Source organism: Xanthovirga aplysinae (genome assembly GCF_009711365.1).
Taxonomy (GTDB): Bacteria; Bacteroidota; Bacteroidia; order Cytophagales; family Cyclobacteriaceae; genus Xanthovirga; species Xanthovirga aplysinae.
In genome coordinates this window covers 1-7414 of the sequence record NZ_SMMB01001071.1, presented here as the reverse complement: position 1 = coordinate 7414, position 7414 = coordinate 1, and the positions used below count along the sequence as shown (strand labels likewise).

The following is a 7414-nucleotide window of genomic DNA, read 5'->3' as shown; positions in this document are numbered from 1 at the left end:
CAATATAAAGATGGATTAAGAAACTACATTTGGCGTCAAGTGAAAGATCCTGATTTGGCTGATGAACTGACTCAGGAAGTTTTGATGAAAACATATAAAGTTTGCTGCTCCGATAAAGAAATAAAAAATGTCAGATCCTGGCTTTTTCAAATTAGTCAAAACATAGTTTATGACCATTTCAAAAAACAAAAAAGGCAAATTAATGAGGTAGTGGATAAACCAGAACCAAAAGAGGCTACAGTATATAAAGAATTAGCTGAATACGTAGAGCCTTTATTAGGATTACTTCCGGATAAATATGCCATCCCCCTACAGTTATCTGATATCGAAGGACTAAAACAGGAAGAGATTGCAAATAAACTAAACCTTGGGCTTTCAGCCACCAAAAGCAGGATCCAAAGGGCTAGAAATTTATTACAAAAAGAGATTTCGTCCTGCTTTTATCTGGATAAAGATGCCAATGGGAATTTAACTGATTTTCTGGTTAAGGATAATTGCCAGCCCTTAAAAAATGTTTTTGAAAAAAAATGCGAATAATTTTTGCGTCTTTTTCAGAGTCTAAAAGTCTTGGTAGTAGATTTTTTATTTACCCATAAACTACAGACGATTATGAAAAGATTACATGTTCACGTTAGAATCAAAAATTTACAAGAAAGCCTTAATTTTTACACTGCATTGTTTGGTACAGCACCTACTATCCTTAAACCCGACTATGCCAAATGGATGCTTCATGACCCGAAAGTCAATTTTGCCATTTCCACAGGTCATAAAGAAAACGGAATAGAGCATTTGGGAATTGAAGCAGAATCGGAAGGTGAACTACATGAGATTTATTCCAACATGCAATTGGCTAAAGGCAAAATTTTTGAGGAAGGAAAATCTACCTGCTGCTATTCAAAAAGTGTGAAGTCATGGATTACAGACCCCCAGGGTGTAGACTGGGAGGCTTTTTATACCCATGGAACATCTACCATTTACGGTGAAGGGATCAATGCCCGGCCAGCGCCTGAAGTTATGGACAAATGGGAAGGAAATGACGCTATTAATGGCTTGACAAGTGAGAAAAATGAGAATTCAGCTAATGAGTCAAGCTGTTCAATTTAAACGGATAATGGCCTTTAACTACTCATCAAACTTTAAAAAAATCTAGGAAAGCCTTAAAGTTAAACGGCTTTCCTAGATAATTTTTTTTGAGAGAAAACTTCCAGGGTCTTTTTCACCTCAGTTATTAAGTCAAGTGCTTCATGAGCGTATTAGAAAAGAATAAAATCAGATTGTTAGATAAAATACGAGCCATCACGATTTATTATATACTTGTCTAAAAATGCATTTACAATAAATTCCTTTTTTTATAAGGCTTTAGAGGCATCTTTCAACATCCTAAAATCGGTCCTATGTTGGGCCTCTCTCCTCGCTTCTAAATGAAGCAACTATTGGATCATTTTATTGTTATTCGACATGTTATTATTACCAACCTGGATCTTATTCCAAATTTGAACAGACCCCATGTTTCCATCGCTTAATATTTGGTTATTCCCAAGCAGCTGATTATCATTACCAATTTGAATACCACCTAAGCTTTGGAAAATAAGGCTGTTACCATTACTAATCTGGTTATTTTCATTCATCAGATTGCGACGTCCTATTTGAGCACCAACCACACTTTGAAGGACCAAATTGTTATTATCATCCATTTGGTTATTATCATTCATTTGATTGCGCCGACCTATTTGAGCACCAATTACACTTTGAAGAACCAAACTGTTATTATCATCAATCTCGTTATTACTATTAATCTCATTTCGGCGTCCTATTTGAATGTCAACCATACTTTGGAGGGAATTATTGTTACCCATATTTAACAAGTTATTTTCATTCATCTGATTGCGCCGGCCTATTTGAGCACCCACCAAGCTTTGGATCGTATTACCGTTTTCATTATCCTCAATTTCGTTATTGTTATTCATCTGATTCCGACGTCCTATTTGAAGGACTCCCATCCTCTGGAGATTGGATCTATTGCGATTGCCCAGGATTACGGCATTCAGGTTCATTTCATTTAGTACTCCAATTTGAGTAACCAATACATTTTGAAGGTTAAGTCTGTTCCGATTCCCAGAAATAGTTGCATTATTATTTATCATATTTTCATCACCAAATATTGTAGCAAAAACATTTTGGCCATTCGAACGATTACGGTTACCACCCATAACCGCATTAAAACTAATGTCATTCATTTCCCCAAAAATACGGATATAGGAACCTTGGACATTCAAGCTATTTCGATTATCTGCTATTAAGGAATTGCTAATCACCATATTTCCATCCCCAAATATTCTGGTAAACAAACCCTGACCATTAAAACGGTTATGGTTGCCGGATATAAGGGCATTAGAGCCAATCATATTATCATCTCCAAAAATCCCCATAAAAGCACCCTGACCATTAAAACGGTTGCGATTTCCTGAAATAAGGGCATTACCTTCCACCAAATTATCATCACCAAATATACCGACAAAAGTCCCTTGACCATTAAAACGGTTACGATTACCTACAATACTCGAATTCAAAATAATTTCATTACTACTACCAAATATACTGGCAAAAGTCACTAGTCCATTATAACGGTTGCGATTACCAATTATAGCCGCATTTCCGGGGGAGCCGCCAGATGATCCAAATGAATTCACATCACCAAATATGCTAACAAAGGCCGCAAGGCCATTATACCGGTTGCGATTACCTCTTATTTCAGCATTGCGTACAACAAAATTTGTTTCACCAAATATGGCGGCCAGGGCGATCAGCGTATTAAATCGGTTACGGTTCCCAACAATGGAAGCATTGTCCACAAAAAAATTAAGATTACCTACATTTAACACCTGGGCAATTTGAAGGTTAAAGGCATTATTATCCCCATTAATGGAAGCATTACCCATGACCATATTAAGATCTCCGACACTTAAAAGATTGGTTTGTTGAATATTTCCAAGGTTATTCATTCCCATGATATTGTTATTCCCCATATAGGTGTTCATCATCCCAACTTGACCAGAAAAATTCAACTGTGTATTCCCTTCATTGTTCATTCCCATAATCATGTTGTTCATGTTCACTATATTCAGTTCATTGGATTGTAATCCCAGACCGAATTGAAAGTTGTTGTCGTTGCCTTGGGCAAAACTTAGTTGTACAGTAACAACCAATGCCACTAAACAGGTAAATATTCTTTTCATAGCTTTTTAAATATTAACTGGTTAAAGAGTTTATTAAAGTGAATAAATAAAGAGAAGTTTCTTTTTTGAGGATACCAAAGGTTGGTTGATAAATTGGGTGAGGTTTTAGTGTACAATCCGAATTGTTTATTAACCTCATTAAGGTTTGAAAGGATGGCACTGTTTTAATTTTTTAAAGAACAACATTAATCTAAAGAAATAAACAAACTCATTGAATTAATTCCAAAAACAAAAGAACGTTAAACAAAAGCCCAATGGTAGAAATTATCAGCTTTATTAATTAGTGATTCAGGCAAGTACTTACTTAGGAAGGGAAGAGTTATTAAAGTGTTGAAAACTTTTTAGTTTGAGGAGCTATGATAAAGGTAAAGCTGATTTCTCTACAATTAAAGCTATAAGGGAAACTTTCAATATATAAAGAAATCCTACTTCAAAAGAGTTTTACGTTTTAAATCCTACAAATATATAACACTAGCTTTTAAACGAGAAAACAACTTCTTAGCATTGCAGTAACCTAATAATTATATTTTATATCAACTAACACCAATATAATAAAACAGGATTATTTTTATATTTTAAAGTTGAAACACAAAAACTCCCCACCAATATAAAAAGTACTAAAATTTCAAAAACCTTGATCAAACACAGATTTTTAAAGATTTATAACTTCTATATTTTTGGGTTTTAAAAGCACACTAGGGACTTGAGTTAAGTAATTAGAGTTAGAAAAATACTTCTTTTCTACTAAAACTCACAAAGTACCTTATCTGTCCTAAATCCAAAAAAACCACCAATCCATCATTTTACTTTTTCTAGGACGATATTTATATTTCAGGAATGTGTGCTTAAAATTATTTTTTATTAATCACCTCCCTCCCTGTTTCTTTCAAATTATCTAAGAATTCAATAAACGACCTTAAAATAAAGGAAAGTCTTATTTGCTCAATTAAGAAAGAATAGAAATCATTGATAAATCAAATAGGATCATTCAAGTAAAAACAAATCTAAAATCTTGGAATTAATTGAAAACCACTAATAAGGCAAGTAATAAAATTGCTTCCATTTCCCTATGAAATGGAAGCTTCATTCAACCCTAACCTTCCAAGAAAACTGCAGTCCTTAAACCTTCATGAAATTGCCTATTCACCCGATTCTTCTTCCTCCCCCATTCTTTTATGCAACTTAACAGGAGCATAATTTTTCCGCATCCTTATATTTAGGATTTCTACAATAAGGGAGAAAAATACAGCGAAATAAATGTACCCCTTTGGCACATGGTAATGCAATCCTTCGACAATCAACATAAATCCAATTAAAATTAAGAAAGAAAGGGCCAGCATTTGTAAGGTGGGGTGCTTGTTAATAAAATCACTGATTTTCCCAGAAAAGGCCATCATTACCATTAAAGAAATAATTACAGCAATGATCATGATAAGCAACTGATCAGTCAATCCTACGGCTGTAAGAATGGAGTCAAAAGAAAAAACAATATCTAGTACGATTATTTGCATAATCACTGCAAACATAGTGTGTTTTTTCCCGTTTTTTTCAGCCTCTCCTTTTTGTTCCATTTTATGGTGGATTTCTGTAGTACTTTTAAACAACAGGAAAAGTCCCCCGACTGCCAAGATGAGATCTCTTCCACTCAATTCAAAATCAAGAAGTGTCACCAATGGTTTAGTAAAACCAATAATATAAGTAATGCCCATTAAGAGCAGAATCCTAAAAACTAGGGCTAACAACAGGCCAACATTTCTACTTTTTGCTTGCTGATGTTGTGGTAGCTTTGAAGATACAATAGAGATAAAAATGATATTATCTACTCCTAATACAATTTCCAAAAAAGTCAGGGTAAGTAGGGCAATCCATGTTTCTGTTTGTAAAAAAATTTCCATCTTTTAAGTTTAATTTTTTGAAAAAGCTTTTACCAAAAGGTAAAAAGGCTAAAAATAACAACAGGAATTATAAAGGGCGTTTTAAAAAATAGACCAATTAATAAAAATTCTACCATTTGTAAGAACTATTCAGGCGAATTAAATAAAATAATTTTGGGTATTTATGAAAAACCGCCATTTTACTTTTCCTATTTTCGGATTCGGGTAGGTGCTAAAATCTATTTCCCTTTCCTCACAGAGGATGGGAAAAATGGCTGCTTTAGAAGGGTTCCTAAAATTGAAGTAACTACAATTTTAGATTTTTTTTGGTCTATTAAATTAAACCTTTTTATATTCTGAAAGTCAATAACTAGTTTGGAAAGAATAAATTCCATCAAACAACATTTTTTTAAAATTTATTTCTTAAAAAATTCAATTAATGGGTCCATCAGCATTAAAAAATGAAAAAAAAATAGGAATTATTATTTCTATGTTTCTAATCCTCACAAGCTGCACTCAAGAAAAAGTAAGGAGTAACGAAGCTCTGAATGAAGAAGTAAGGATTGTTCCCAGTTCTCTATTTATGGGGGAGGTCAAAAAGTTGAAACCGCACCTTGGAATGACAACCGGTTGTGTGAAAGTTAATTATAAAGGTGATAAAGAATGGATGGAGGTAAAATATGAGATTTGGGAAAATGGTCAATTAAAAAGTAACACAAATTTAATAAAGACCCATTTAAAAAATGGATTCAATGGAGAAGTAAGTATATCATTAAGAGATATTAATCTAGATAATTCAGAACCCTCTCAGTCAAGTATTATGACCATAGTTATATCTGATCAAAGTGGCTATTCAAGTTCAAGTCAAAATGTGGAAAAATACCCCAAATTTTATGGATCTAGTCCTTTTAACCTTCAAAAGGAATTCAAGACCAGTGTTGATCAAGAACTTTCAATCTGGGGATTAATGGCAACAGACATTGAGAAAACACAAGGTTATCATGAAGAATCGACTATAGAAGCTACTGCAAAAAAAGTTGACTGGGCTTTAGTTATAAAAATAAATTTTTATGATAAGAATATGTAAGGGTTCAGAAGACAGGACACATTTCTGGCTTTTTCATTTCTGAAGATATTTCTATTGTAAAATTGTAGCCTTATTAGTCAATTGATAAATTTATCCATAAAATAACAATCAAATATGCAGCTTATTGAGTAAATTAATTTCTGGAATGAAAACTTTCCAAAAAGAAAAAAATCAATTTTATCTTTTTGAAAATGTATTGCCTTTGTAGGGCCAATACAGCTTAACAGAAAAGTAAAATATATCCGAAGAAAAACCTTCGAATATATTTCTTTATATCAAAATCCCTGAAATTATTTCATAGGATCAACCTGATTGCCCTAATCTCCTCCAGGGTAAAAGGGCTTTGCGTCACAAACCCCATCTCATTCAGGGCCCTCAAAATAAAGGTGTGAGGCAGTAACGTCCCCAGTTCCTCCTATTGCACCAATTACAGCACCCTTTGAAACCCATGTCCCAGACTTCACGCATATTTTATTTTTAAGTTTACATACCGCTACTTTCAGATTTTATGAAGAACTGAATGATTTTCTTCCTGATGAAAGGAAAAAGGTCGATTTTTTATATCAATTTAAAAAAAATCCATCTGTCAAACATGCCATTGAAGCCATTGGAATTCCACATACGGAAGTGGATTTGATTTTGGTGAATGGGAATTCCGTTTCTTTCAGTTATCAACTCCGGCAAGGGGATCGAATCTCTGTATATCCTGTTTTTGAGAGCATGGATATTACTAATATCTGCCATTTGCGACCTGCCCCTTTGCGAGAAACGAAATTTATCCTGGATGTGCACTTGGGAAAATTATGCAAATTTTTGCGATTGGCAGGCTTTGATACCTGGTATGATAAATCTTATGACGATTCGGAAATCGTTCGAATAGCAGAAGAACAAAAAAGAATCGTATTAACTCGGGATAAAGGCCTGCTAAAAAACAAAAAATTGAGCAGGGGGTACTGGGTGAGAGCTACCAACCCCAAGATCCGCTTTGGTGAAATCTTGAAAAGATTTGACCTTTGGGAAAATATTCAATTAGCTAAAAGGTGCCCCACTTGTAATGGCCTTTTAACTCCCATTGCACAGGAGGAAATTGAAGATAAGCTACTCCCCTTCATAAGAAAAACTTACAAAGAATTTTTCCAATGTTCGGGTTGTGACAAAATTTACTGGAAAGGACCGCATTTTCAAATGATAAAAAAATTTATGGAGGAGTTTAAAAA

The 7414-nt window shown here is 33.9% G+C and carries 7 protein-coding genes; 4 read left to right on the top strand and 3 right to left on the bottom strand.

What is annotated here, in order from left to right; genetic code table 11:
* Both E1171_RS12020 and E1171_RS12015 read left to right on the top strand, forming a co-directional pair.
* On the top strand, nucleotides 1–537 hold a 537-nt coding region (locus tag E1171_RS12020; protein WP_155206249.1), incomplete at its 5' end, for a sigma-70 family RNA polymerase sigma factor.
* Nucleotides 538–609: 72 nt separating this feature from the next.
* On the top strand, nucleotides 610–1104 hold the full coding sequence (locus E1171_RS12015; protein ID WP_155206248.1) for a VOC family protein: 495 nt from the start codon (nucleotides 610–612) through the stop codon (nucleotides 1102–1104).
* Nucleotides 1105–1430: 326 nt separating this feature from the next.
* Here the strand turns inward: E1171_RS12015 and E1171_RS12010 are convergent, their stop codons facing one another.
* Nucleotides 1431–3236 (bottom strand): hypothetical protein, encoded by a 1806-nt coding sequence (locus tag E1171_RS12010; RefSeq protein WP_155206247.1) that lies wholly within the window; start codon nucleotides 3234–3236, stop codon nucleotides 1431–1433.
* Between the two features lie 1139 nt (nucleotides 3237–4375).
* The gene (locus tag E1171_RS12005) at nucleotides 4376–5131 is read right to left on the bottom strand and encodes a TerC family protein (protein WP_155206246.1); all 756 of its coding nucleotides are present in this window, start codon (nucleotides 5129–5131) and stop codon (nucleotides 4376–4378) included.
* Nucleotides 5132–5729: 598 nt separating this feature from the next.
* Here E1171_RS12005 and E1171_RS12000 point away from each other — a divergent pair.
* Nucleotides 5730–6197, top strand: coding sequence for a hypothetical protein (locus E1171_RS12000; protein WP_155206245.1), 468 nt, complete (start codon nucleotides 5730–5732; stop codon nucleotides 6195–6197).
* A 362-nt stretch (nucleotides 6198–6559) separates the two neighbouring features.
* On the opposite strand, the gene E1171_RS24935 is transcribed toward E1171_RS12000, so the two are convergent.
* Complete coding sequence (locus E1171_RS24935) at nucleotides 6560–6661, bottom strand: hypothetical protein (RefSeq protein ID WP_187696417.1); 102 nt, start codon at nucleotides 6659–6661, stop codon at nucleotides 6560–6562.
* Here E1171_RS24935 and E1171_RS11990 point away from each other — a divergent pair.
* The coding region (locus E1171_RS11990; protein WP_343031345.1) for a Mut7-C RNAse domain-containing protein at nucleotides 6615–7414 on the top strand (800 nt) is incomplete at its 3' end. The two genes, E1171_RS24935 and E1171_RS11990, sit on opposite strands and share 47 nt — an antisense overlap.